The sequence below is a fragment of the Mycobacterium leprae TN genome (assembly GCF_000195855.1).
Classification (GTDB): Bacteria; Actinomycetota; Actinomycetes; order Mycobacteriales; family Mycobacteriaceae; genus Mycobacterium; species Mycobacterium leprae.
In genome coordinates this window covers 627,527-654,040 of record NC_002677.1, presented here as the reverse complement: position 1 = coordinate 654,040, position 26,514 = coordinate 627,527, and the positions used below count along the sequence as shown (strand labels likewise).

The 26,514-nt window shown below is 58.7% G+C and carries 19 protein-coding genes and 4 pseudogenes; 7 read left to right on the top strand and 16 right to left on the bottom strand.

All coding sequences use genetic code 11. The annotated features are described in order from the left end of the window. Positions 1 to 198: 198 nt before the first annotated feature. From pyrF to ML_RS02640, 7 genes and pseudogenes are all read right to left on the bottom strand, one after another. Positions 199 to 1,047, bottom strand: a complete 849-nt coding sequence (gene pyrF, locus ML_RS02670; RefSeq protein WP_010907780.1) for an orotidine-5'-phosphate decarboxylase — start codon at positions 1,045 to 1,047, stop codon at positions 199 to 201. Further along, entirely contained in the window at positions 1,044 to 4,409 is a 3,366-nt protein-coding gene (gene carB, locus ML_RS02665; protein WP_010907779.1) for a carbamoyl-phosphate synthase large subunit, read from the bottom strand. Before carB ends, pyrF begins: the two co-directional genes overlap by 4 nt. Before the next feature lie 82 nt (positions 4,410 to 4,491). Then, the gene (gene carA, locus ML_RS02660) at positions 4,492 to 5,619 is read right to left on the bottom strand and encodes a glutamine-hydrolyzing carbamoyl-phosphate synthase small subunit (protein ID WP_010907778.1); all 1,128 of its coding nucleotides are present in this window, start codon (positions 5,617 to 5,619) and stop codon (positions 4,492 to 4,494) included. A gap of 76 nt (positions 5,620 to 5,695) precedes the next feature. Further along, positions 5,696 to 6,209, bottom strand: a pseudogene (locus ML_RS02655) (PH-like domain-containing protein). Continuing rightward, on the bottom strand, positions 6,206 to 7,498 hold the full coding sequence (locus ML_RS02650; RefSeq protein WP_010907777.1) for a dihydroorotase: 1,293 nt from the start codon (positions 7,496 to 7,498) through the stop codon (positions 6,206 to 6,208). The pseudogene ML_RS02655 and the gene ML_RS02650 overlap by 4 nt, the downstream one beginning before the upstream one ends. After that, positions 7,495 to 8,460, bottom strand: a complete 966-nt coding sequence (locus ML_RS02645; RefSeq protein ID WP_010907776.1) for an aspartate carbamoyltransferase catalytic subunit — start codon at positions 8,458 to 8,460, stop codon at positions 7,495 to 7,497. Before ML_RS02645 ends, ML_RS02650 begins: the two co-directional genes overlap by 4 nt. Next, positions 8,457 to 9,000 (bottom strand): annotated as a pseudogene (locus ML_RS02640) (bifunctional pyr operon transcriptional regulator/uracil phosphoribosyltransferase PyrR). Before ML_RS02640 ends, ML_RS02645 begins: the two are co-directional and overlap by 4 nt. A 464-nt stretch (positions 9,001 to 9,464) precedes the next feature. On the opposite strand from ML_RS02640, the gene ML_RS15075 reads away from it, so the two are divergent. Both ML_RS15075 and ML_RS15070 read left to right on the top strand, forming a co-directional pair. Beyond that, positions 9,465 to 9,674, top strand: coding sequence for a hypothetical protein (locus ML_RS15075; RefSeq protein ID WP_231846691.1), 210 nt, complete (start codon positions 9,465 to 9,467; stop codon positions 9,672 to 9,674). Between the two features lie 243 nt (positions 9,675 to 9,917). After that, positions 9,918 to 10,361, top strand: a complete 444-nt coding sequence (locus tag ML_RS15070) for a hypothetical protein (protein WP_111480977.1) — start codon at positions 9,918 to 9,920, stop codon at positions 10,359 to 10,361. A 478-nt stretch (positions 10,362 to 10,839) separates the two neighbouring features. On the opposite strand, the gene ML_RS02630 is transcribed toward ML_RS15070, so the two are convergent. Beyond that, positions 10,840 to 11,082, bottom strand: a complete 243-nt coding sequence (locus ML_RS02630) for a hypothetical protein (RefSeq protein ID WP_064430321.1) — start codon at positions 11,080 to 11,082, stop codon at positions 10,840 to 10,842. 106 nt (positions 11,083 to 11,188) lie between these two features. Between ML_RS02630 and ML_RS18560 the strand changes: the two are divergent. The 4 genes and pseudogenes from ML_RS18560 to ML_RS15050 form a co-directional block, all read left to right on the top strand. Then, positions 11,189 to 12,179 (top strand): annotated as a pseudogene (locus ML_RS18560) (serine hydrolase domain-containing protein); the annotation flags it as partial. Positions 12,180 to 15,109: 2,930 nt separating this feature from the next. Further along, on the top strand, positions 15,110 to 15,328 hold the full coding sequence (locus ML_RS15060; RefSeq protein WP_231846690.1) for a hypothetical protein: 219 nt from the start codon (positions 15,110 to 15,112) through the stop codon (positions 15,326 to 15,328). Between the two features lie 80 nt (positions 15,329 to 15,408). Next, complete coding sequence (locus tag ML_RS15055; RefSeq protein WP_231846689.1) at positions 15,409 to 15,738, top strand: hypothetical protein; 330 nt, start codon at positions 15,409 to 15,411, stop codon at positions 15,736 to 15,738. A 352-nt stretch (positions 15,739 to 16,090) separates the two neighbouring features. Further along, the gene (locus tag ML_RS15050) at positions 16,091 to 16,228 is read left to right on the top strand and encodes a hypothetical protein (RefSeq protein WP_231846688.1); all 138 of its coding nucleotides are present in this window, start codon (positions 16,091 to 16,093) and stop codon (positions 16,226 to 16,228) included. 317 nt (positions 16,229 to 16,545) lie between these two features. Here the strand turns inward: ML_RS15050 and ML_RS02610 are convergent, their stop codons facing one another. The 4 genes and pseudogenes from ML_RS02610 to ML_RS02595 all read right to left on the bottom strand — a co-directional run bounded on the left by ML_RS02610 (position 16,546) and on the right by ML_RS02595 (position 22,220). Continuing rightward, the gene (locus tag ML_RS02610; RefSeq protein WP_010907773.1) at positions 16,546 to 19,398 is read right to left on the bottom strand and encodes an aminotransferase class I/II-fold pyridoxal phosphate-dependent enzyme; all 2,853 of its coding nucleotides are present in this window, start codon (positions 19,396 to 19,398) and stop codon (positions 16,546 to 16,548) included. A gap of 657 nt (positions 19,399 to 20,055) precedes the next feature. Continuing rightward, a pseudogene (nusB, locus tag ML_RS02605) lies at positions 20,056 to 20,508 on the bottom strand (transcription antitermination factor NusB); the annotation flags it as partial. Positions 20,509 to 20,510: 2 nt separating this feature from the next. Further along, entirely contained in the window at positions 20,511 to 21,074 is a 564-nt protein-coding gene (gene efp / locus ML_RS02600; RefSeq protein WP_010907771.1) for an elongation factor P, read from the bottom strand. Between the two features lie 15 nt (positions 21,075 to 21,089). Continuing rightward, positions 21,090 to 22,220 (bottom strand): aminopeptidase P family protein, encoded by a 1,131-nt coding sequence (locus ML_RS02595; RefSeq protein WP_010907770.1) that lies wholly within the window; start codon positions 22,218 to 22,220, stop codon positions 21,090 to 21,092. A 33-nt stretch (positions 22,221 to 22,253) separates the two neighbouring features. On the opposite strand from ML_RS02595, the gene ML_RS02590 reads away from it, so the two are divergent. Next, complete coding sequence (locus ML_RS02590; protein WP_010907769.1) at positions 22,254 to 22,862, top strand: B-4DMT family transporter; 609 nt, start codon at positions 22,254 to 22,256, stop codon at positions 22,860 to 22,862. A gap of 88 nt (positions 22,863 to 22,950) precedes the next feature. On the opposite strand, the gene aroQ is transcribed toward ML_RS02590, so the two are convergent. Genes aroQ through aroC form a run of 4 tightly spaced genes read right to left on the bottom strand, consistent with a single transcriptional unit; the run spans position 22,951 to position 26,300 of the window. Beyond that, on the bottom strand, positions 22,951 to 23,388 hold the full coding sequence (gene aroQ / locus ML_RS02585) for a type II 3-dehydroquinate dehydratase (protein ID WP_010907768.1): 438 nt from the start codon (positions 23,386 to 23,388) through the stop codon (positions 22,951 to 22,953). Next, complete coding sequence (aroB, locus tag ML_RS02580) at positions 23,388 to 24,473, bottom strand: 3-dehydroquinate synthase (RefSeq protein WP_010907767.1); 1,086 nt, start codon at positions 24,471 to 24,473, stop codon at positions 23,388 to 23,390. The genes aroQ and aroB overlap by 1 nt, the downstream gene beginning before the upstream one ends. After that, positions 24,470 to 25,069: a shikimate kinase gene (locus ML_RS02575; RefSeq protein WP_010907766.1), complete on the bottom strand. Its 600-nt coding sequence runs from the start codon at positions 25,067 to 25,069 to the stop codon at positions 24,470 to 24,472. The genes aroB and ML_RS02575 overlap by 4 nt, the downstream gene beginning before the upstream one ends. Before the next feature lie 7 nt (positions 25,070 to 25,076). Next, complete coding sequence (gene aroC / locus ML_RS02570) at positions 25,077 to 26,300, bottom strand: chorismate synthase (protein ID WP_010907765.1); 1,224 nt, start codon at positions 26,298 to 26,300, stop codon at positions 25,077 to 25,079. Positions 26,301 to 26,514 lie beyond the last annotated feature (214 nt).

Below are 26,514 nucleotides of genomic sequence, written 5' to 3'. Positions count from 1 at the left end.
CAACAGGTTAAAGCACAACGTGGTGCAGGACCAAAGACGGTGAGTGTAGTCACACTACCGCTAATCTTAGAGACCCCGCTCGGAGAGTTAGCGGTGCCAAATCTGCAGATAGAGGCCACCGATGAATTTCAATATTCTGGCCGAGCAGCCTTACCGGTGACGCAATCGTCTCGCAATGACAGGCTGCGGCACTCAACACTAAACAGCAGCGAGATAGGCGACTGCATCACGCATCTGTTCGCCAGCTGCTCGCAGCTCTGAAACACCGGGGCCGGCGCGCAACACTGCACGTGACACCGCAGGCAACAGCTGACCTGGCGCCGCCCCACCCAGGCCGCCGAGCGCCTCGGGGTGTCCACCCTGCGCCCCCACTCCGGGCACCAACACCGGTCCACCCAGCGCGCTGACATCCGGCGCCCCGAAAACCGTTGCGCCTACGACTACTCCAACATATCCCAAGCACCCCGGCTCAGACCGATGGAAGGACCGGTTCATTTCTCTGTTGACGAAAGCCGCCTGGTCAACAATCAGTTGAGCTACTATGCGACCGTCAAACGTGGCGCGCTGGACGGTGGCACCCTCAAGGTTGGACGTTGATGCTAGCACGAACACGCCCCGGTCGTGTGCCGCGGCTACTTCTAGTAGCGGCCGCAACGAGCCGAACCCAAGATACGGCGAGGCCGTCACCGCGTCGGCGGCCAACGGCGAATTGCCTGCCCAAGCAGCAGCGTAGGCCGCCATCGTCGACCCGATATCCCCTCGTTTGGCGTCAGCCAACACCAGTACGCCGACAGACCGCAACGCGGCGATGGTATACTCCAGCACCGCGAAGCCGGCAGCGCCGTAGGCTTCAAAAAACGCCACCTGTGGTTTGACTATGGCGAAACCGGAAAACGCCTCCACACAGATGTCGCAGAACGCAGCCAGCCCGTCCGCGGTAGTCGGCAAGTCCCATGCGCGCAGCAACTCAGGATGCGGGTCTATACCCAAACACAGCTGCCCGCGGCGTGACGTCGCCTCGACCAGCCGAGCGCCAAAACCGGTCATTGGACCTCATTATCAGCCGCGATCCCCGCACCAATGGCACTGTGCAGTTCTTGCAGCGACCGTACGCCGATGTCACCTCGGATCCCCGCTTCGATGCCCTGCACCGCGGCGGAAGCACCCTGCACCGTCGTGACGCAAGGAATATTGACCGAGACTGCGGCCGAGCGGATCTCATAACCGTCGATACGCGGGCCGGAGTTGCCGTAGGGCGTGTTGATCACCATATCCACGTCACCGGCCCGAATCGCATCGACCGCGGACAACGCGGGGCGGCCCGCTTTCGGCGGCTCGAAATGCTTGCGCACCTCATCGCAAGGAATTCCTTTGCGACGCAACATCTCCGCAGTTCCCTCGGTGGCTATAACATGAAATCCAAGATCAGCCAGCCGCTTGACGGGGAACACCAGTAACCGCTTATCCCGGTTAGCCACCGACACGAACACCGTACCTTGAGTCGGCAACGAGCCATACGCAGCGGTCTGGCTCTTGGCGAATGCTCTGCCAAAATCGTGGTCGATCCCCATGACCTCACCGGTCGATTTCATCTCCGGACCGAGCAAGGAATCGATAGCGGCTCCGTCGGCCCGCCGGAGCCGGTTAAACGGCAACACAGCTTCTTTGACCGCGATCGGGGCGTGCGACGCCACGTTGCCGCCGTCACCAGAAGCCGCCAGCATCCCTTCGAAACGAAGCTGGGAAATACTGGAACCCAACATGATCCGGGCACAAGCCTTGGCAAGCGGGATTGCAGTAGCCTTGGAAACGAACGGCACCGTTCGGCTCGCGCGCGGGTTGGCTTCCAGTACGTAGAGCACGTCTTCTTTGAGAGCATATTGTACATTGAGTAGTCCCACCACGCCAATCCCGCGTGCGATGGCTTCGGTCGCCTGACGCACCTTCTCTAGGTCACTGCGACCCAATGTTACTGGGGGAAGCGCGCAAGCCGAATCACCGGAGTGGATACCGGCTTCCTCTATGTGCTCCATGACTCCGCCGATGTACACCTCGGTGCCGTCGCACAGTGCGTCGACGTCGATCTCAACCGCATCCTCGAGAAAGCGGTCCACCAGCACCGGATGCTCGTGTGACAGCGCGGTAGCACGCGTGATGTAATCCTTCAGTGTCTCCTCGTCGTAGACGATCTCCATACCGCGACCGCCCAGCACATACGAGGGCCTCACTAAAACCGGATAGCCAATCTCAGCAGCGATACGGCGTGCTTGAGCGAAAGTTGTTGCAGTTCCATATTTTGGCGCCGGCAGCCCGGCGGCTGTCAGCACGTCTCCGAACGCTCCGCGATCTTCGGCAAGATCAATGGCCTCCGGCGAAGTGCCCACGATAGGAACCCCGGCATCGGCGAGCCGTTGTGCAAGCCCGAGCGGGGTCTGGCCGCCGAGTTGCACAATGACGCCGGCTACCCCGGCACCGCCCGCCGCAGACTGCTCTTCGGCATAGAACACCTCAAGGACATCTTCGAACGTCAGCGGCTCGAAGTATAACCGGTCGGCAGTGTCGTAGTCGGTGGACACCGTCTCCGGGTTGCAATTAACCATAACTGTCTCAAAACCATTATGCGATAACGTAATTGCTGCATGAACACAACTGTAGTCGAATTCGATTCCCTGGCCAATGCGGTTGGGGCCGGACCCTAGGATCAGCACCTTGGGTTTCTCTGTTTGCGGGACCACCTCCGTTTCAGCGGCAGGATCTAGTTCGTAGCTGCTGTAGTGGTAAGGAGTTTTGGCCTCGAACTCCGCAGCGCATGTGTCGACCGTCTTATACACCGGATGAATGCCCAGCCGTTTACGCAGCGACCGAACTCCGTCTTCCCCCAGTAATTCTGGGCGTAACGCAGTAATCTGTCGATCCGATAGCCCGTTGTGCTTAGCGCGCCGCAGCAACTCGGCGTCAAGGACCGGGGCAGCGACCAGCTCGTCGCGTAGCTTCACCAGCTCACCGATCTGCGCTACGAACCAGGGATCGATGCCGGAAACCTGTGCCACCTTTTCAGTCGAAGCACCCAGCCGCAACGCCAGTTCGACGTCATAGAGTCGGCCTTCGGTCGGGGTCTTCAGCCGGAGAAGCACCTGGTCGACGTCACCCTGCGGGTCGGGTGCCGTCCAGAAACCGAAGCGGCCGGTTTCTAACGATCGCATCACCTTACCGAGTGCCTCAACAAAGTTGCGGCCCAACGACATTGCTTCTCCGACGGATTTCATCGTAGTAGTTAGTGTGGGATCAGCGCCGGGGAATTTCTCGAACGCGAACCGCGGCGCCTTAACCACGACGTAATCCAATGCCGGCTCAAAGCAAGCCGGCGTTTCTTTAGTGATGTCGTTGAGGATCTCGTCTAGCGTGTAGCCGACAGCCAGCTTGACTGCGATCTTGGCGATCGGGAAACCGGTGGCCTTGGACGCCAACGCACTGGACCGAGATACCCGTGGGTTCATCTCGATGACGATAAGCCGGCCGTCATGGGGGTTGATCGCAAATTGGATGTTGCAGCCACCGGTGTCCACGCCGACCTCGCGCAGGATCGCGATGCCCAGATCCCGCATACGTTGATATTCCCAGTCGGTCAGAGTCATGGCGGGTGCTACGGTGACCGAATCACCAGTGTGCACACCCATCGGGTCAACGTTCTCGATCGAGCACACCACCACGACGCTGTCGTGTCCATCGCGCATTAGCTCGAGTTCGAATTCCTTCCAACCATAGACCGATTCCTCGATCAGCACGTTGGCACTAGGTGAAGCTACCAGCCCGGCGCCGGCCATCCGGCCAACCTCCTCGTCGGAGTGAGCCATGCCCGAACCCAATCCGCCCATCGTGAAACTTGGCCGCACCACCACCGGAAGGCCAAGATCCTCGACTGTTTCACGCACCTCATCCATGGTGAAACACACTTTACTGCGAGCGGATTCACCACCAACCTTAGCGACGAGATCTTTGAATCGCTGCCGGTCCTCACCACGCTGGATAGCCTCGAAATCAGCACCGATGAGCTCGACGCCATAGCGCTCCAACACTCCGTTTTCGTACAGCGCTACCGCTGTGTTGAGCGCGGTCTGCCCACCTAAGGTGGCTAGCAAAGCGTCAATCCTGTTGCCACGCTCGGCCTGCTGAACAATCACCCGCTCCACGAAGGCCGGCGTAATCGGCTCGACATAGGTGTGGTCGGCGAACTCCGGATCGGTCATGATGGTGGCCGGGTTAGAGTTGACCAGACTCACTTGCAAGCCCTCGGCCCGCAGCACTCGACATGCCTGGGTGCCAGCATAGTCGAACTCGCAGGCCTGCCCGATGACAATCGGCCCCGAGCCGATCACCAGTACATGGTTGAGATCAGTCCGCCGCGGCACTAGCGTCCCCCTTTCTGGGCGCAAGCGTCCTCATTTGAACAGTGATTGCGACGTGTCGTTTTGCAAACGCGCGGGCTCGCGGTCATCGCTGGGCTGCCATGAGTTCGACAAAACTATCGAATAGGTACTCGGCATCGTGCGGGCCGGCGGCCGCCTCCGGGTGATATTGCACCGAAAATGCACGCCCGTCAGCGAGTTTGACACCTTCCACCACCCCATCGTTGGCACAGGTGTGACTGACCACCGCTGAGCCAAAAGGTGTGTCGAAGGACTGGCCTGCCTCCCCTTCCAGTGCGAAACCATGGTTTTGCGCGGTCACCGCGACCCGTCCGGTGGCGTGGTCGATGACCGGTATATTGATACCGCGGTGGCCGAAGACCATCTTGTAGGTCGACAGTCCTAGCGCCCGGCCCAAGATCTGGTTGCCGAAACAGATACCGAACAAAGGAATTCCGGCGTTCAGCACCTCTCGAGTGAGCGCAACGACGTGGTCGGCGGTAGCCGGGTCACCAGGGCCATTGGACAAAAACAGGCCATGCGGTTTGATGTCGGCAATTTGGTTGAACGTCGCCGACGCCGGCAGCACATAGCTGCGAATCCCACGCCGAGCGAAGTTGCGCGGCGTGTTGGTCTTGATCCCGAGGTCAAGCGCTGCCACCGTAAAGCGTTCCTTCCCTTTGGGTTCAACAACATATGCATCCAGTGTGCTGGCTTCGCCAACAAGATCAGCACCCAGCATCGACTGCTGGGTGCGCACATGTTGTACTAGCGCCTCGATATTTAGGGGCTCGATCATTGCCTTGCCAGAAAACACACCCGCCTTCATCGAACCGTATCTGCGCAGATGACGCACTACCGCCCGAGTGTCGATACCGGCGATCCCAACAATACGCTGGCGGACCAGCTCGTCTTCCAGCGTGCCGGTGGCGCGCCAGTTCGAGGCGCACGGAGACGGGTCACGCACCGCGTAACCCGCGACCCAGATTCTATCGTCGCGACTCTCACCGTCCTGGTCGTTCCAGCCGGTGTTGCCGATCTGCGGGGCGGTGGCCACCACGATCTGACGGTGATAACTGGGATCGGTCAACGTCTCCTGGTAGCCGGACATGCCGGTGGAAAACACGGCTTCACCCAACGTTTGGCCAATCGCACCAAACGGCATGCCGGTGAAGACGCGGCCGTCTTCGAGAACCAGTAGGGCTTTGCTCACGAGAGCCACTCCTTTCTCCCGCAAGCGGTAGGTGACCCCACATCGCTCTTTCGCTCTGCATCATCGCCGGCGCGGCTCACGCGGCTTCTCCTGTCTGAGGCTCTAGCCACTCGCGGTATTCGTTGCGGTTATTTGCCCGAGTCCCGGTATCGAGCTCAACGCCCGACGGGATCCACCACCGGATCGCAAGTATCCTATTGCGAACAGCAATCTTTCCGGCGATGCTGCACTCGGTACAGATGGCAATAATCGACTCCTGCGGAATCCAAATTTGTCGGATATGGATGCACTGCAACATGATTCCCTCAGGATAGCGGGTCAGCACCGCCCTGCTTCGATACCCAAAATCACCGGCCGCGATCCGCTCGTTCCAGACTGACGCCATCGTGTACCCGACGTACATGACGCAGGTAGTCATAGTTCCTCACCCGCCTCAGCAAGCATGTCGGGCAGAATGCTAATCAGCTCCACCTGCCGCCGCCCACGACACCGCCATCTACACATCATCAGTTGAATTATCACTGCCAGCAACACAACACCACCAGCAGAGCCGTGACAACCAGCGACCCCACCAGCGTGCCAGAGTTCATACCGGACTCTTCTGACCCCGGGCGGTGACCTTCCCGCGCAGCAGGGTCGCAGTCACAGTGGCGGGCAGGGTCATCGCCTCGTACGGCGTGTTGGCTGACCTGCTGGCCAAGCCGTCGCCGGTGACCGTCCAGGTAACGTCCGGGTCCACCACCGTCAGGTTAGCCGGTTCACCCACCTCCAGTGGCCGGCCATGATCGGGCAACCCGGCGATGCGGGCAGGGTTCTCACTCATCACCTGCGCGACATCGCGCCAGCTTAATAGGCCAGGCACCACCATCGTGTGCACCACCACCGACAGCGCCGTCTGCAAGCCCAGCATGCCAGGGCGCGCTGCGGAGAATTCGACGCACTTCTCATGATCGGCATGCGGGGCGTGGTCGGTAGTCACACAATCGATGATCCCATCAGCCAACGCCTGCCGCAGTGCGACTGCGTCGGCGGTTTCGCGCAGCGGCGGGTTGACCCGATTCACCCCGTCGTAGCTGGCTAACCTGCTGTCATCGAGCAAAAGATGATGTGGTGTTACCTCGGCAGTTATCGAAATACCTTGCTCTTTAGCCCATTTCAGGATCTCTACGGTTCCTGCGGTAGAAGCGTGGCAGATGTGCACCCGAGCGCCGGCATCACGGGCCAACAGGGCGTCGCGGGCAACAATTGATTCCTCGGCCGCTCTGGGCCATCCCGACAATCCCAGCCTGGCGGCCGTAGGTCCCTCGTGCGCAACAGCGCCGACAGTCAGCCTCGGTTCCTCGGCGTGCTGAGCGATCAGCACCCCCAGGCCAGTGGCGTACTCCAGGGCACGGCGCATCACCAACGGGTTATGCACACAGTTGCCATCGTCGGAGAAGATCCGCACCTGTGCGGCACCGGCAGCCATCATACCCATCTCGGTGAGCTCGGCTCCGGCCAGCCCGACGGTGACCGCACCGACGGGGTGCACATCAACCAGGCCGACCTGCTGGCCACGACGCCAGACATGGTCGGTAACCACCGGACTGTCCGCTACAGGGGTGGTATTGGGCATCGCGAAAACCGCAGTGTAACCACCAAGAGCCGCTGCTGCCGAACCAGTTTCGATGTCCTCAGCATATTCGCGGCCCGGCTCGCGCAAGTGGGTGTGCAGGTCCACCAGGCCGGGCAGCAGCACCTGATCGATGGCATCAATCACATCAGCAGTGTCGGGAATATCAATACCAGCACCAATGTTGGCGATCTGCTCGCCCTCAACCAGTACATCGACTTGTTCACCCTCGCCATACAAGCGGACACCACGAAGTAACACGCTCATGCCGCACCCTCTTCTTCGGCCGACTGGGTCCCAACCAGAACATGGAAAAGCACTGCCATCCGCACATGCACACCGTTGGAAACCTGTTGCAAAACAGCTGATTGCGACGAGTCAGCAACAGAAGAGGCGATCTCCATGCCACGTAGCATCGGCCCTGGGTGCAGCACCACTGCATGGCCGGGCAACAGTGCCTGGCGCCGCTCGGTTAGCCCGTAGAGACAAGAATACTCGCGTACCGACGGGAAAAACCCGCCATTCATCCGTTCGGCCTGTACTCGCAGCATCAGCACCGCATCGGCGGCAGGCAGTTCAGCGTCAAAGTCGCATGAGACGGTGGCTGGCCAGCCGTCAACCCCAATCGGCAACAAAGTCCGCGGCGCCACCAGCACCACCTCAGCACCCAGGGTGTCTAGCAGCACGACGTTGGACCGCGCAACCCGGCTGTGCAAGATGTCGCCGACGATCAAGATGCGCCGGCCTTCAATGCTACCGAGCCGCTGACGGATGGTGAGCGCGTCCAGCAGCGCCTGGGTCGGGTGCTCATGAGTGCCGTCGCCGGCGTTGATCACCGCCGGACCATCCTCGCCGGTCTCAGCAGCAGTCCAATCGGCAAGCAGATGGGCAGCACCGGAAGCCGGGTGCCGGATAATCAACGCGTCAGCACCGGCCGCACGCAGTGTCAGCGCGGTGTCACGCAACGATTCGCCCTTACCCACCGACGATCCAGCCGGGCTGACGTTGATCACATTGGCGCTCATCCACTTGCCGGCCACCTCGAACGACACGCGGGTGCGAGTCGAATTTTCGTAGAACATCGTGATTACCGTGCGACCTCGTAGCGTCGGCAGCTTCTTGATCTCGCGACCCACCAGAGCATGCGCGAACCGGTCGGCATCGTCGAAGATGGCGATGGCATCGTCGCGGCTCAAATCACCGGCGTTCAGCAGATGTCTGCGCATCACGCACCGTCCCTGGATATCACCACGCCGTCGCTGCCGTCGTGCTCACACAGCAGTACATGCACACTCTCACGGTGCGAGGTAGGCACGTTCTTGCCCACGTAGTAGGCGCGGAGCGACAGTTCCCGAGGGCCGGGATCGACCAGCACGGCCAACTGAACGGCTCGCAACCAGCCTCGCATAGAGAGCGGCACACACCGAGCGCCTGGAATACACCACGTCGTCAACACCGCCGGCCAGTATCGATGTGACCTCCAGCGGCCGCGGCGGCTGGATCATCGGGTCACCGCGGCACAGGGTGATGTCCAACCCACCGCGACCCACCTCAATTCCAGTGTACTCGCCAGTGCTGCTGGCCAGGATGACTCCGTGCATCGGGCTTCCCAGCAGCACTAACCGGGGCGCATCGGAACCATCTAACGCAGTCTTCTCAATGATCTGGTGAGCAATACGGGAAATAGTGCGGCCGACGTCAGCTGCGGACATAAGTTCTCGGGATTCTCTGGATCCCAGGGCAAAAGCGGGGTCATCCGCGGCACCCATGCGAGACATGGTGGTACGCAGACCTCCTTCTCCGCCTCTCCGGACGGATCGATAAAGGACGTCGACTGCCGGGCAGCCTAGCACTACTGACCCCCGGTTACGATGCGGGGCACCCAGCGGGATCGCTGGCTAAATATCCCTACATCCCTACCAAGTCAACTTGTCGACACCCGGATCCAGTATCCCAAGTATGTTCGATCTAGGTGGCTGGCAGCGGTAGATCCGCATGCCAATGAGGCGATACTGGTCGCTCGAATCGCCACGTTGGAGCGGGTGAAATCGGCAGCCGCCGCAGCTCAAGTGGAGGCGGCCGTGGCGCTGTACGCTGCGCGTCGCCCAAATAGATAGTTTATGCGGAGGTGCCAGCACTGCAGCGCTGCAGGGGGCAGTGAGATCTCGTTGGTGCGACGGGATTCGCCCACTCGGGGCAGGCAGCATCTGGGATTCACCCAAGGCGTTGGTGTATGAGATACAGAACACACTCACCGCACTGGAGACCGGGCCGGATATCTCGAGTGGCGGGCCACACCGCTACACTGACCGTGCAGAGTCAACATGCTTGGACATTTAGGCCTGGCGCCGCACTGGACGCCGAACTCTGCACCGAAATGTCGAAACTGGACGGCATGGGTGATGCGCGCAGCGCGACCGTGGCAAAGCAGATTGCCTATTAGCTCAACACGCAGGCAGTGGTGGATCGGACCTCCAAAGCCGAACGCATCGTGACACTATCCAGTAGGCCCCGACACCGTAACCGGGGTGATGGCGTTGCTTCCAGTCGCCCGAGGTGTGTCAGTGCATACGACGCTTAAGCGGGCCGCCGACACTACATTCGACAACCGCACGCGTGGCCAAGTGATGACCGAATACATCGATCGCACACATCACAGGCTGACCGGCGTAGGTGGCTCAACCGGTTGCGGTTAACCTACGTAATCTTCGACGAAACGCTGCTGAGTGGCGACAACACCGCAGCGATGGTCGACGGGTATGGCCTCATACCGGAGGCGGTGGCGTACAACCTAGTCAGTGACGCGATCACCGATACCCGGTCACGGGCTACGCTGCGCCGGCTCTATCATCATCCGCGCTCGGGAGCCTTGGTGGTCATGGAGTCACGGGCGCGCTACTTCCCGAAGGGGCCGGCCTGCTTAATCGGGTTGTGGGATCAGCGCTGTCGTACCCCATCATTCTGTGATGCCCTAATCCGTCACTGCGACCATGCCGAGCCATATCATCACGTCGGACCGACAACTGCGGCAAACGGGCTCGGATACTGCGAGCGCTGCAACTATGTCAAGAAAACACGTCAGCTGACGTGTCAGCACAAGGACAGACGAAATAGACTGGCACAGAGCTAAATCCAACACACCCACCGGGACACACTACCGCTCAGCCATCATCGGGTCGACTTGAGATACTCATTAGTGAAATGTAGACCAGGATTGATTTAGCATTGAACAAATTCACACCGCGCAAGTAGCCCGACGGCCACGCTAAGCGGAGGACTAGGACGAACTTCCCACGGATGGACTTCGAGTACCCTATATCGCAGTAAGAGCCCAGGCGACGACGTCCCGGCGATAGTCCACACCACCCATGGGTTACCAAGGCGCCCAAGGAGAATGTCATCGGGTTGCAAAGCGGAGACTGGGTGCACGGAGATGTTCTCGACATCAGCTGCGAGTTGAGCGACAACGCCGCCTAAACTGGCCAAAAACGAATTTACTTTACCGAGTCGGATATCTCGTCGACCGAGCTGATCACCGCCGAGGGGCGGACCAAGGACGCCGGAAGCGAGGTAAGTTGCGCGGTAGCCGACTCTAGCAAACTCGGTAGCTACGCCAATGCATTCGACACCGTATCGACAGCGGCACGTTCAATTGCCTGGACGACGACGGCAAACGCAGCTGGACCGCCGTAGTTTATCGTGCCACCAGACCCGGCGCCACCCTGTTGATCAGCTGCTTCTCCGACGCCAACTCGTCCAACGTGACAAGGCCGCTGCCCGCAGTCTTCAACCAGACGTTGCAAGACATCCTTGGCGACGCAGTGGGATATTGGGTCGCTGGAATCCAGCACGGTTCGCCGCTAACAGAAAGGAACCGAAATAAAATCTGGTATTCTGGTGCGTCCACACACAGCAGCGAGCATCGAGCTGAACCGGGTGAATCGCTACGGCAATTAGATCTCCATCCGTGAGGTTTGCGATGCCGACTTAGTTGCCGACGCGTTGACAGTGTTCTGGCATCGCGGAGAAACGTTGCAGATCAAAGAGATCGGTTACCGCAACATCAACACAGGCCCGCTGATGCAAAAAGACACGCTGTTTTGTATCGCGTCGATGATCAAACCGGTAACGGTGGCCGCGGTGATGAGTCTACTCGGCGAAAGCAAGCAGACATTGCACGACCCGATCGCGCGCTGGGAACCGGAATTAGCCGAGCTGCAAGTACCCGACCAACCGGACGGTCCGTTAGACCGGACGGACCCAGCACAACGCGCCGCCCTCCTCGAGATCTGCTCACCCATACAAGCAGTCTGACCTATCGATTCTCGGTACCCAGGTAGATTTCGTAAAGTAAACTTGTTACTGCCGTCCCATCGGAGGTCAGACTTCTGGCTAAAAAATTCCCGCTAGTGCATTATCACATTTATCGAGTCACCTACAGCCACTCGATAAATGTGCTGGGCGTGATCGCATCCCGCATCGAGGACAACCTGCTTGACCAGGTTCTCGATGAACGAAATTCTAGGCTGGGCAGGCATGACTGACACCGGGTTCTTCATCCCCGCCGACATAAGATCTAGGCGCAGCGACCATGTACCGACTCGACGAAAAGGGCCAGTTACGACACGACGGGCTAGAGCCACCACACATCAAGCCACCGTCATTCTGTAACGCCGGCGGCGGATGATGGTCGACCGCCGGCAGCTACCTGCGGTTCGTGCATATATTGCTCGGCGACGGAGCAATCGACAACGTGTGGGCTGTCCGCAGGGGCGGTGCGTCTGATGCACCCGGATCGGCCCACCGACGAAACACAAGCGACGCGCCCTTGCTTGGGACGCCATTCTAGGTTGGCCGTAGGCGTGGGTTGAATCGAATCTGTCGGCAGTAACCGACCCGGCGAAACGCGCGCCGTTACTTCGTTCCGGGTGGGCTCGGGACATTTCGTTGACCTGGCGCCTATGGTGACGTAATGGCAGGCCGACACGGCTACCTACTTGAGATCCTGCTCTTCTGGTCCAGAATTCGCCTATGCTGGCCGCCGTCGCGCGGTAACACTTCCCAGACAAAGTTGGCTAACAGCCACAACTCAAGTTCGCCCGCCACACCTAATCGCAAAGCTCGGGCTTTAGCGGAGCTGGTCAATTTACCCTACCGGACCGGATGGTCGGGCCCCACGACTGCTGCTGTACCTACCCAAGCCCGACGAAATCGACCAGATTTTCAATTGGGGCACCCACCCGATCCCCAGGTCACGTGATACTTGCTGTGGACGCCACACCCTGACATCGCGGCAACGCGATGGGTCATCGCCGAGCGCACCAATGTCAGCTATAACGAGCGGACCTGAACCATAACGCTGCGAACCAGTTGCGATGTGATCGAGTTGACCAGCTGCCAACACCCAGTTGGGCACTACATCGAAGTTGATTACTGCCTCGGTCGGTGGTGGTGCAAAGGTTTGATGTCGGAGGCACTCAACCAGATTGCTCACCACGCCGAACACCGGACCAGATGTGTAAAGGGTCTGGGCCACCTGCAACATCGATAACACGCGTTCGGCGCAACTTATGGAACGAGCCGACTTTCCCGCCACGCCGTCTACCCGCTTATGGGCTCTAAACCGCGCGACAGTTTGTTTTACGCAAAAATCTTGCGCTGACCTCAGCTGGCCTGTCAAAACGCTCGATTCTGACACGTTGTTATTGTGACCGAAATGAACTTACGGCTAATTAAAACAGATTCAATTTTTGTCCCCGTGACTTTAGATTATCTACGGTACCACTGTGGATATCAATGATGTTATTTGACCACCTTCGGCCATCGCTGAGCAAGCTATACAATTTTAGTGGACTGCAATATCACAGAAATTCTGTATGACACCTATATGTTTGCTAGTCAACGAGATGAAGAATTCACATACCGGAAAACTTTCTAGCTTTTGACCAAAAATAAACAAAAAGAGACCCAGTAATAACGTTGCAGACAAGCCGCGTGACAAATTTGAGTATTGATGACGCCGCACAACCAAATTTAGCGATCAAAATCCGCTTATAATTCATATTAAGATTAGGAACATTTGATGTAGTATCGTTTTTGTTGTATGTCTGGAAAATCATTGGTTTCACTGTGCTAGTCATGTCAATAATGGAAGCTCTCACAATGGGGATATATACGACTGAAAGCAAGAATTTATTGGTAAACCCTTACACCAAAGTCAACAACCCATCATTCATCATTGTCGGGATATTAGAGTTTAGGTGACCATCCCGGGTTGAACCGTAACAGTAATATCGACGGCGATCAAATCACGGCACCATGTCCCGTCTGCCGTTCGTCCCTTTCGTTGCCAACGTTACCTTTGTCGTGGCCGCCGGGATTTTCCAGCGTCCACGACCCTGTCCCGATGGTGGCAATCAGTTCTTCGGCGGTGGAAATGTGGGAACTTCACACTCAACTCAAAAAATCGACCTCCTCCACGTGGCGTCCAAGATTGACAACCAGCAGAGTGCTTTAGACATTGAGCTGATGGCTCAGCAGCTGGTTAAACGACCCGTTATAGGCGTCGGTCACAGTAGATTTTCTGGCATCAGAACAACAGCAATTTGGCACCGGGAAAAAAGATTGGGCCGGTCGGAGTGTCAAATAGCCGGCTTGACTATGCTGCTTCAATGCAGTACCCTTTTGGAGTTATGCTTGTCAGGCACCTCCGCCAGTGCGGTTTGTGGTCGTGACCGTGAGAGATCGCAACCCAGTTGCTAGTGAAGCTATAACTACGTCTACACCGGTAATCTGTCGTTTCACCATCGGTGCATTACTCCCCGCCCCCCATCCACAACACCGGTGTCGATGGTGGGGTTTTCTTGATCACATATTCGTGGTTTACCTGGAAAACCATGGCGTGAAAGGACATCATCGGCAGCCCCAACGCGCCCTACATCAAGCATCAAGCAGCCTCATCAACGCCTACGGATATGGGATCAAATTACTATGCCTATGCCCGGGCTCAATCCCAGCGACCCGAACTACACGGCAGTCAGTGGTGGATCTGACTTCGGTATCAACTGGAACTGCCACGCGGACTGCTATGACCAACCTGGCAGGCAACATCGAAGCGGCGGGCAAGACATGAACTGACTACGTGGAAGCCATGCCGCAGCGATGTTTTCATGCACCCCGGCCCGGCTATGCTACGCCACGAAGTAGCATTTCTGATTTTCTGTAACGTTTCCTCCAACGTTACCCGCTACGAAAAACACATGTTACTGTTTTCGAAAATGACTGTGAATCTCGCTTAGGCTGTCACTGCCCTGAAATTCGTGTGATTTGCTGCTAGTAGAGCGCGGGATATGGAAAATAATAACTAACTCCTCTTTATCCACAATTAAATCGGAAATTATAAAGCGATGTCTCCTTCGGCGACAGTTTCCTCGCGGACATGATACCAAAGATCATAAATTTTCCCCCATTCATGATTCATGACGTAAAGTTCTGCCATTCTCATGACATGAAATTAAGATTCCAAAAAACTGTTGCTGAGCATCAACAATCAAGGCAACCACGTCCCGATGATCGTCATCACATCACTGAATTCCAGGCTACATCAAAGCGGTTTCTAAGCCGTCTACTACAACAATCATTACACCCTGGCTTACACCATCTAAGAAATTTTCCAACTTTCCCAGGTCACCAACAATAACTGATTCGCATACCCGATGAACGAATACTGGCCCCATTGAACGAATACTCGTCATAGCGAAGCATTTCTGAACAAGCAGAGGCCGTGCCACAAGCTAAGCCCCATATCAAAGCCGACAGTTCTGATCAGCGGCCCAGGCATAGCTGGCCCTGCCCCTCAACCGGACCAGTTACCACATAGTGGTGCTTGAGATCGCCGACGGCATCCACCCGAGCGGCCAGACCGTCGACCTGCACGGCGCGGTGACATCGGTCGTCGAGCGGATGAGCCTAACGGACGGCATGTGCAAGCGCAACCTCGACCAGCGGAACATCACCTCGATAACCACCGACAGGCGACGCCGCAGCGAAATTCCGGTCGAAGTATTCTGCGGCAACAGACATAGTCAACAAACCTAAAGATCCTTCGCAAGGACCTGGCCTACGCGCTGTATCAGGCCACTGCAGTCAACACTAAGTACCGAACCGGCACCCGCATAATGGGGTTGGCAACCAAAGACAACGCTATCCGAGGACGTGGTGGTGACGTTATCCGACAACACGACGGCGCGCGACCAACCTGGTGGTCAGAGCCGACGGGCCGCATTCAGCGGTGCAACGGCTGCCCTTCCAGCCTCGAGGAAAATTTCGTGAGGCGGCTGGGCGGCTACAACGCCTGGTTCATCGGTCCCGACACCGTCGGCCTGGACAGCTGGTTTATGTATCAGGCACCCGGTAAGCGTAATATATCGATACGACCGACGGATGACCGGACGATCGCTAATATCGCTAATGACGGGGAGCCCGCGTTCCGCTTACTATCTATATAGTAACCCTAGCGGCCAACGCAACCTGCTAGCCGCCCGGTTCGCCGGTGTCCGGTAGACAATCCCATGCACTAGTTGTCGCTGCACGTGTAGCCAACGACTTCTATTTCGACGCGTTAGCCCAGGTACACATGAACATCTAGTCTGCTGTACGCGTCACGCTGGTCGGAGACACCGGCTACTGCACGTTACCACTGAGAGGCATGGACACCAGGCCTAAGCCTTGGTCGGCGCGTACTTGTTGACCACGAATTGGGCTACGCCGACACCGTAGGTTAAAAAGGCGAGGGCAATCTAATCCCGGAAACCACTGGCGACCGCTCTGGACCGCTGTCAGACGATGATGCGGCCCTAGGTGGACAGGTGCCATAAACTACCGAACGACATCAACGGCTATCTGACACGGTACGCTTCCGACATCGCCATTACCGCGGTGATGACAAAGTACATGCAGCGCTGGCCGTTGTTCCGGCTGTTCGCCGAGCGGAAATGATTCATCACACCCTCCACGATCGAATTGCCCGACTATGCAGCGTCGAATTCCAGCGCCCAACGCAGGTAAACTTGCACATTCACGTCGAACAGGGCTGTCACGCATCCTTTTCAAAGGTCACGCGCGATATCCTCGGAAGTCACCCTAGGGGGCAGGCTGCGGGACATCCAAGACGGGCAACCCGTCGACCTCGACAACCCCACCTGGACGAAGCGGGCTTCGTGCAAGGCCAGAAATCATCACACCGACCGAATGGCCGCCTGGCTGCGCGATGTTACGCACCCTTCCAGAACATCGCTTTGAGACAGGAGACCAAATCACGCGTCTTCTGCAACAGCCTCGACTCTGTCGCCGTTCACGTCCCCGCCCATAGCAGCAGAGTCCGATGGGATCTCGAAAGCCGCGAACGCAGAACCCACCGCGGCCGACGCCGCGTTGCGCCTCGCGATCATCCGAGCCAACGCTTTCTCAGTGAATACTGATAATCCCAGTTCATGGTTGTATCCGTGAATTTCCTTCACGTCGAGCTGAGCCAAGAAGTAGATTATCTCCTTAGAAACCACCTGACCAGGGACTAGTACCGGGAAGCCGGGCGGGTAGGGCACCACGAACGTGGTGGACACCAGGGTCCTCCCCTCAGCAAGCTGACGCCCGGCCGTGCCGATATGCACGTACTCGCGGTCCGATTCTTCGTACCCGGCGTAGAAGGCCGACCGCATGTCACCGAACGAGCTGGCATTTTCGGGACGGAAGGCAACATCGAACTCGCTGAAGTCGGGCAAGTGGGGCAAATCCTGGGTGATCTCCTCAACATGGCGCTGATGCAGCGCGAGGTCGGCCCCGCTGGCCACCTTCTGAATCCTGTCAAAGTCACTGGCCACCCGGCGTAACACATCTAGCAGATAATGCACGCTCGACCACGTGACACCGATGGTGAAGATCAACAGCACACTGTTGATGGATGTCTTGTTGATCTGTATGCCGAATCGCTCCATCAAGATCTTCTCGCGGAAGTCATATCCGTTCATTCCGGTCTTCCCGACGAACAAGGTGACCCTCGTCGGATCCAGCACGAACTGGTCGGACCGCCATGCCTCATTCCACTCCGCCAGAGCACCCTGCCGAACCTGACGGTACGAGCTGACCGCCGATGCCCGGTACTCGTCGGGCACCAGGTCGGATTCATCGAGGATACGGAACCATTTGCTGATCAGCCGGTCTTTGCGGACGCGGTGACGAAAGACCAGCGCCATGTCGTACACCAGCCGGACCAGTTGAAATCCCTCGATGTCAACCTGGCGGCGCGCCAGATCCAACGACGCGAGAAGTTGTTGGTTCGGCGATGTCGAGGTGTGCGTCAAGAATGCCTCACCGAACGCATCCCGGGCTAGCGCATTGAAATCTTGATCGCGGACATGAATCATCGACGCCTGCCGAAGCGCCGACAGCGACTTGTGAGTAGAGTGTGTCGCATATACGCGAATCCGCGCCCGATTGGGGTCCGGCAGTAGCCGCTGGTCAACCCACTGGGACCGAGGGATCTCGGCCATCGATGCGCACCAATTCCGATATTCCTCGGCGTATTCGACAGACCACAACTTCTGTTCGAGTTGCTCAGCAGACACCATTGCGGTCCGCTGACGAGCCCACGGCACGGCAGTGGCAAACGCATACCACGCCTCGTCCCATAGGAAGCAAATGTCTGGCTTGATCGCCAGCACCTCCTCCATTACCCGCTGCGGGTTACAGACGACGCCATCAAAAGTGCAGTTGGTGAGCAACAACATGCGGACCCGATCCAGTTGTCGGACTGCCTCTAGATCCAGCAGCGCCTTCTTGATTGTGCGCAGCGATACCGCTCCATAGATCGCGAACTGCGGCAACGGATAAGCATCCAAGTACATCGGGTATGCACCAGCCAATACCAGGCCATAATGGTGCGACTTGTGGCAGTTGCGGTCTATAAGTACAATGTCACCTGGCCGGGTCAACGACTGTACGACGATTTTGTTGGCTGTGGAAGTTCCGTTGGTGACAAAGTAGGTGTGGTTGGCGCGCCAAGTAACTGCGGCTTTGTCCATCGCTTTTTTGATGTTGCCGTGCGGATCCAGCAACGAATCCAGGCCACCAGAGGTGGTCGATGTCTCGGCCATGAAGATGTTCCGACCGTAGAACTCGCCCATGTCTTGCAGCGACCTAGAGTTAAAGATACTGGCACCACGCGCGACCGGAAGAGCATGGAATTGGCCGACCGGTGCTGCTGCGTAGGCGCGCAAGGCATCGAAAAATGGTGTGGCGAAACGGTTTCGCAAGCCTGCAAGTACGGTGCTGTTTAGGTCGGTAACGTCGTTGAGTCGATAAAACGTCCGGTCGTAGACATCGGGCTCGTCATCATTGCCCGCCGCGATCGACTCGTCGGTGAGCAGATAGAGGTCGATATGGGGCCGCAGCTCCCTGATCCACTCACCGCATTCGACCCAGTCGTGTGGGCGGTCAATGGTGACCAGTGCGCCCTCCGAGTCGTTGGCCCCAAGCAAGGTATTCATCAACGGCACCCGGTCGCGGGACCGCAGTGGCAGGTCATGGCGGATGATCGCAGCCTGAATCTCGCCGTTCAGCGCGACCGCGGTGATGGCGTCCTCAACACTGGACACAACAAGGAGCTCGAACTGCACATCGTCGGATGGATTGCGCAGCTCCCGCAAGCTCTCTGCCAGACAGTCGGGAGCCGTGGATGGGGCATCGTCGGCGAGCAACACGGTGTAGAACTGTTGCTGCTTGGCTTGGGCCACCAGCTCCTGGTCGGCCAGCGGCGCTGAAGTATCAAAAAGCGCTGTGCGGTCACCATATTCAGACAACAGACGGACGGCCAGCGATACCTCTTCGGTAAGCTGAACCGTCGCCATGGTGGCAAGATAGCCGCGGAACGCCGCCAGATTTGCCGCACCAGGGTACAGCCAGTACCGTTCGTAGGCACCGATGCGGTCGAGCAAACGCTTAACACGCGCAACATCGTGGGCGGTGTCCAGCCCGGCGCGGTCGACCTCAGCCAAGTGACGGCAGGCGTCATCGAGCACGTTCCACGTGTCAATGCGCGTGTATGACGGGTTGGCTACTGCCGCCAGCGCGGAAACACGAAGTCGTCGCGGATGGCCACTGTCTCGATTCATATCGTAACCTCTTCTGGTGCGGGTAACCGCCGTCGGGGCAACTCGTAATTATCACGGGCGATAAGGGAACAAGGACCGGTACCAGTATTTGTGCATGTCACTTACCATGCAGGGGGCGACGTGGACGTGGCCCAAGTGTGGTAGCGGACTGTGCACGCCGTGACGGCTGGTTCGTCCATCGCACCCATAGGGCATTCGAGTTCGTCGACGGCGACGCAAAAAAAACCGGTTGTCCGCATCGGGTTTCATTCCGCTTCCGTCCAAGGCGTGGCCCGATCCATTTTGCCAAGTCCAGCAAATACTGTGACTCGTCAGCACTCAATGCGCGATCATGTAGTAGACTCGACTCGACTGGCTCGGTTCAGTGATCCAGTTCGACGCCACAGCCTTCACTATCCAGGATCCGCCGAGCGCTCCAATTGGCCAACGGGTTCTCAATCCAGCGCGGAACTGGAAGCTCCCAACGGCGCGCAAACAGGCCAGTGACATCGCTGGGCGAACTTAGCACACCCTGCGTCAAACCCATGATCGCGACCATCACCGGCAGACAGCAGCGACTTGGCCGCCGTTCGAATCGTCCTGACCCAATTGGCCAGCAGCCGGCTCACGCTGCGGTACGTGATCCTCGGAAGTACCGGCAGCCATGCGCACCGCCTGCTGGACTGCTTGAGCGGCCGCACGGATCTGCGGCGTAACCAGCATAACTTTGCCCAGCAATCCGTTGACGAAGCCAGGTGAGTCGTCAGTAGACAGCTCCTTGGCCAGCTCGACCGCCTCGTCGACAGCGACCGGTTCGGGCACATCGTCAGCGTATAGCAGCTCCCATATCGAGACTCGCAAAATGGCGCGATCCACTGCTGGCAGCCGATCGAGCTTCCAGCCTTGTAGATGCGAGATTATCAGTTCGTCAATACGGGCGGTGTGCTCGCTAACACCTTGGGCTACCACGACCGTATACGGATGCAGCGGCGCTACATCCAGCTTGGATTTCGCCAATGCGCTACGAACCTCGATTATCTCGAGTGGGCTCAGATCGCGGGCCTCGGCTTCGAACAACAGGTCGACGGCACGCTTACGGGCCTGATGGCGTCCCTTGACCGGATTAGACATGATCAGACGTTCACACGTCCCAGGTAGCTGCCGTCGCGTGAATCCACCTTGAGCTTGTCGCCGGTATTAATGAACAGCGGAACATTTATCTGAGCGCCGGTCTCCAAAGTTGCCGGCTTGGTTCCGGCACTGGACCGGTCACCCTGCAATCCCGGCTCGGTGTGCGTGACCTCTAGTTCGACGGTCACCGGCAGCTCGACGTACAATGGCACACCGTTGTGGAACGCCACCTGCACCGACATGCCCTCCAACAGAAACCGGGCAGTATCGCCAACCAGAGACTCCGGCAGCGGATGCTGCTCGTAGTCTTGGCTGTCCATGAACACAAAGTTAGCACCATCGCGGTACAGATAGGTCGTGTCACGCCGGTCAACGGTGGCCGTATCCACCTTCACCCCAGCGTTATACGTCTTGTCGACGACCTTGCCGGACAGGACATTTTTAAGCTTAGTACGCACGAAGGCCGGGCCTTTGCCAGGTTTGACGTGCTGGAACCCGATGATTGTCCAAAGCTGTCCATCGATTACCAGCACAAGCCCATTCTTGAAGTCGGCAGTGGTCGCCACAGTGTACTGAGTCTCCTACAGGATTGCCAGTTCTTTAGGGAACCGGGTCAACAATTCCGGAATGAACCCGGTGGGTCTAGAAGTTATCGGCGTCTCTGACGTTCCTTTAGCGGCCACCACCAGTGTATCCTCGATCCGGACACCGCCTCGGCCAGATAAGTAGACACCGGGCTCCACGGTCACGACGGAACCTGCGAGTAGTGTACCGGCAGAGGTAGTCCCGATACCCGGCGCTTCGTGGATTTCCAGGCCCACGCCGTGGCCCAAACCGTGGCTGAACTGTTGGCCGTAGCCCGCGTCGACGATCAGTTGGCGTGCCGCTGCGTCCACGTCACGCAGGTTGGCACCCGGCCGCAACGCCTTCCGACCTGCACGTTGCGCATCGGCGACCAGTTGATAGATTTCCAGCTGCCAGTCAGCAGCCGGGCCCAGCACAAAGGTGCGAGTCATGTCGGAGTGATATCCAGCTACTAGCGCACCAAAGTCGATCTTGACGAAATCGCCCGCCGCCAGCACCGTGTCGGTCGGCCGGTGGTGCGGGATAGCCGAATTCGGCCCGGCGGCCACAATCGTCTCGAACGACAGCGCGTCAGCGCCGTGGTCGAGCATCAACCCCTCCAACTCGCGGCCCACCTCACGTTCGGTAAGACCGGGCCGCACTCCGCCACGCGCCACCAGCTCCGTCAGCGCGGCATCAGCCGCCTCGGCGGCCAACCGCAGCAACGCAAGCTCACCAGCATCCTTGACCTCGCGCAGCACCTCCACGGTTCCAGGGGCACGCACCAACTCGGTGTGCCGGCCTTCGAGCTCGCCGGTCAACGCGTCCAGGCCGTCGACCGTGACCACATGGCTTTCAAAGCCTAGTATGCACACGCCGTCGTCGGCTGCCCGGCCAGCCAAATAGCGCCCGCAGGACTGCTCGATGGCGACCTCGAGCTCGGGTACTTGCTGCGCAGCCTGAGTCCGGTAACGGCCGTCGGTGGCGAGCACAGCGCCGCGTTCGTCGGCGAACACCAGCAAAGCACCGTTCGATCCAGTGAAACCTGACAGGTAGCGCACATTGATCAGGCACGTCACCAGCATCGCGTCCAGCCCGGTGGTCGCGATTTGTGACTTGAGATTGTCTCGACGCTGGGAATGTGTCATAGCTGTTGACGCTACTCGCTACGCTGAGGACTCATGAATAACTGGATGCTGCGCGGTTTGGTGTTTGCCGCCCTGATGATCGTTGTCCGCCTGATGCAGGGGACGATGATCAACGTGTGGCAAGCGCAGTCAGTGTTAATCAGCGTGGTACTGCTGGCCGTGTTCATCATCGCGGTGGTTGTGTGGGCGGCGCGCGACGGCCGTGCCGACGCCATCGCGAACCCGGATCCGGACCGACGCCGGGATCTGGCGATGACCTGGCTGCTAACCGGCATCCTAGTGGGAGTCCTCAGCGACGCGGTGGCCTGGGTCATTTCGCTGTTGTATAATGGTATCTATACTGGAGGGCTGGTAAGTGAGTTAACCACGTTCTCTGCGTTCACCGCTCTGATTGTTTTTCTAACTGGGATCATCGGTGTGGCATGTGGTCGTTGGCGTGTTGACCGCAGGAGCCCGCCAGTACCCGAGCATAGTAGATCCGGACAAAACCGAGCTGACAGTAATGTCTTCGCAGCTGTCTGCACCGACGACGACACACCGACCGGAGAGCTCTCCGCGGCGCAAACTAAGGAACAGACCGCGGCAGTTGCCACAGCCGAAAGCGAGGCACCCACCGAGATAATCTACCACCAGCGAGCGTGACGACACTCCCATCGAGATGATCCGCACCTACGCCACCGCGACGCATGATATCCCGAAATAAGGAGACGCGTGATATCCCGAAAAAAGATTAGTTCCCAGCTATCTCAGCCAGATAGCGCAAGGCAAGCAGGTAGCCTTGGACTCCCAGCCCGGTAATCACTCCTGTCGCTAGCGGGCTGAGATAGGAATGACGCCGAAACTCCTCGCGGGCATGCACATTAGAGATGTGCACCTCAATAAACGGTGCGCTTAATTCAGCGCACGCGTCGCGCAGCGCCACTGACGTGTGCGTCAAGCCGCCGGCGTTGAGGATAACCGGTTCTCCAGCATCAGCGGCCAGATGGATCCAATCCAGTAGCTGTGACTCACTATCACTTTGCCGCACAACAGCTTTGATCCCAAATTCGACAGCCGCACGCTCAATCAGAGCCGACAGCTGTTCGTGGGTGGTGCTGCCATAGACATCGGGTTCACGCCGACCCAGCCGGCCCAGGTTCGGACCGTTGATGATGTTAACCATCGTCATCAGGCACTCAATCCTGCGTAAGCAGTCACTAACAGCCCTGGGTCCGGCCCCACTAACCGCCCCGGCTTAGCCAGCCCATCGAGGATCACGAATCTAAGCACGCCAGCCCGGGTTTTCTTGTCCCCGGCCATATATTCCAGCAGCTGCGGCAACGCATCAGCGTCATAGCTGACCGGCAAGCCAAGCGAGGTCAGAATGGTGTGATGTCGCTGCGCCGTGGCATCGTCGAGCCGCCCCGCAACTCGGGCCAGTTCGGCTGCGAACACCAAGCCCACCGACACGGCGGCGCCATGACGCCATTCATAGCGCTCCCGGCGCTCGATTGCGTGTGCCAAAGTGTGGCCATAGTTCAGGATTTCGCGCAACTCGGATTCCTTCTCATCGGCGGAGACGACGCCCGCCTTGACGGTGACGGCCCGGCGGATCAGCTCCGGCAACACGCCACCCATCGGGTCCAAGGAGGCCTGTGGGTCGGCTTCGATGAGGTCGAGGATGATCGGGTCAGCAATAAATCCGGCCTTGACTACTTCGGCCATACCGGACGCAATTTCTTTGCGCGGCAAAGTTTCCAAAGTCGCCAGGTCAGCCAACACGGCGAGAGGTTGATGAAATGCGCCGACCAGGTTCTTGCCAGCCTCGGTGTTGATACCAGTCTTGCCCCCAACCGCTGCGTCGACCATACCTAACAACGTGGTCGGCACATGTACGATAGAGACACCGCGTAACCAGGTAGCCGCCGCGAACCCAGCTACATCGGTAGCGGCGCCGCCGCCAAAACTGACCAGTGCATCTTTACGTCCAATTCCGATGCGGCCCAATACTTCCCATATGAAATCCATGACAGAAAGATCCTTGCCGGCCTCGGCGTCAGGTATTTCGATGCGGTGCGCGTCGACCCCCTTGCCGGCCAAGTGGCTTCGGATCGCCTCCGCAGTTTGGGTCAGTACCGGTTGATGCAGTATCGCGACCCGATGTCGGTTGGCAAGCAGTTCATCCAATTGATCCGACAACCCGGTGCCGATCACCACTGGGTATGGCGGGTCGACAGCCACCTGCACAGTGACCGGTGCGTCGATATTTGTCATTTGACGACCTCACTAGATTTGCGAAGTGGCGCCCCACTACGCTCGGCTTCGCTACTCTTGCGATCACCACCAGAGACAGGAGTGGCTAGTTGAGCCTGCAACCGGGCCATGATGTAGCGGACTACCGCCCCCAGATTGTGGCAGTTGGTATCAACCCGGATAGTCGCAACTCGCCGGTAAAGAGGAACCCGTCTGGCCATCAGATCCTGGAATTTTTCAGCACGGTCGGGCCCGGCCAGCAACGGTCGCACGGTACTGCCACAGGCACGCCGCATTGCTTCTTCGGCGTTGATCTCCAGATAGATGACAATGTGGCCAGCGAGCGCCGCGCATACCCCTGGGCTAGTGACAGCACCGCCGCCAAGCGACACCACACCGTCATGCTCGACTAAAGCAGCCCGCACCACGCCCTCTTCGATGCGGCGGAACTCTTCTTCCCCGTCGATGGCAAAGATGTCAGCGATGCTGCGACCGGTCTGCTTCTCAATAGCAGCGTCGGTATCGAGCAAGCTCACCCCTAGCGCCTTGGACAGTCGCCGCCCGATGGTGGACTTGCCGGCTCCTGGCAGACCCACGAGTACTGCCTTGGGTGCCATCGCGCCCCTACCCGCCTATCCCCGACTCGCCGCAGTACTGAGCAACTGGCGCTTCCCGGTCAGCGACCGCGCGCTGGTACGCTGCAAGATTACGACGAGTTTCACCCAGTGAGTCACCGCCGAACTTCCGCAGCGCTGCGCGGGCCAGCACCAACGCAACCATGGTCTCGACAACGACTCCGGCGGCCGGCACCGCGCACACATCCGAGCGCTGGTGGATTGCGATGGCCTCTTCACCGGTTGCCAGATCGACGGTGGCTAGCGCCCGCGGCACAGTGGAGATCGGCTTCATCGCCGCGCGCACCCGCAGCGGCTGGCCATTGGTCATGCCGCCTTCGAGTCCACCTGACCGGTTGGTTAAGCGGACGACACCGCCAGGACCAGAATACATTTCGTCGTGAGCGCAGCTGCCGCGGCGACGCGCAGTCGCGAAGCCGTCACCGATCTCTACGCCTTTAATCGCCTGTATCCCCATTACGGCTGCGGCTAGCTGGCTGTCGAGCCGGTCGTCACCGCTGGTAAAGGACCCCAGCCCGACTGGCAGGCCCAGCACCACGGCCTCTACTACCCCGCCGAGGGTATCGCCGTCTTTCTTGGCCGCTTCAATCTCAGCGATCATAGATTTTTCAACTTGTTCGTCAAAAGCGCGCACCAGACTAGCATCGATTACGGTTAGGTCTTCGGACCCCGGCGGTGGCCCATCGTAGCGGGCCGACGCACCGATGGAAATGACGTGCGAAAGCACTTCGACCCCCAGAGCTTGGCGCAGAAACTGCCTCGCGATCGTCCCCGCCGCGACACGGGCGGCGGTTTCTCGAGCACTAGCCCGCTCCAACACTGGACGAGCGTCGTCGAAACCGTACTTGAGCATACCCGCATAGTCCGCATGACCCGGGCGCGGCCTGGTGAGCGGGGCGTTGCGAGCGGAGTCTTCCAATTCCGCGGCGTCGACCGGATCGGCGGCCATCACGGATTCCCACTTCGGCCACTCGGTGTTGTCGATCTCGATGGCTATGGGGCCACCCAAAGTAACGCCGTGGCGTACCCCAGACAACACCGTCACCCCGTCGCGCTCGAAGGCCATCCGGGCACCGCGGCCATAGCCAAGTCGGCGGCGCGCCAACTGATCAGCGATGGCGGTGGAGGTAACTTCGACACCGGCGACCATGCCTTCGACAACGGCCACCAGAGCCCGGCCATGCGACTCCCCGGCGGTGATCCAGCGCAACACTTAACTATCCTGCCATGCCATTTCGGGTTCACTCAAAATGCGCGCAAACATCGAAATCGACGCCAACATGTAGGGGGCTCTCGCACTTTTCCATGCTGCCGTGGATTTCGATGGAAGGCTACACAAGAGCCAGGCTCATGGTGGCCAGGGACATTGATGTCATAAACTCAGTACCGGCCAACCAGATCAGCATCACACAAACGGCCCCTATCCT